The sequence below is a fragment of the Planosporangium thailandense genome (assembly GCF_011947195.1).
Lineage (GTDB): Bacteria > Actinomycetota > Actinomycetes > Mycobacteriales > Micromonosporaceae > Planosporangium > Planosporangium thailandense.
Window position 1 is genome coordinate 1 of the sequence record NZ_JAATVY010000106.1, and the last position, 381, is coordinate 381.

Here is a 381-nt window from a genome sequence, read left to right on the forward strand (position 1 = left end):
TCGGACACGACGTCGAGGTCGCCGGCCTTCCACTCCTTCTCCCGCTGCGCCTTCTGGCCCAGCAGCTGCTTCTCCTTGTCACGCAGCTGCGCGGCCCGCTCGAAGTCCTGCGCGTCGATCGCGGACTCCTTGTCCCGGCGCACCTGAGCGATGCGCTCATCGAAGTCGCGCAGGTCTGGCGGCGCGGTCATGCGGCGGATGCGCATCCGGGCGCCGGCCTCGTCGATCAGGTCGATCGCCTTGTCCGGCAGGTACCGGTCTGAGATGTAGCGGTCGGCCAGCGTCGCCGCGGCGACCAGCGCCGCATCCGTGATCGACACCCGGTGGTGCGCCTCGTACCGGTCGCGCAGCCCCTTGAGGATCTCGATCGTGTGCGCCAAC

Annotated in this window: 1 protein-coding gene; it reads right to left on the bottom strand. The window is 69.6% G+C overall.

All coding sequences use genetic code 11. From position 1 onward, the window contains the following. A partial coding sequence (locus HC031_RS32340; protein ID WP_205863520.1) for a UvrB/UvrC motif-containing protein occupies nt 1-381 on the bottom strand: 381 nt, incomplete at both ends.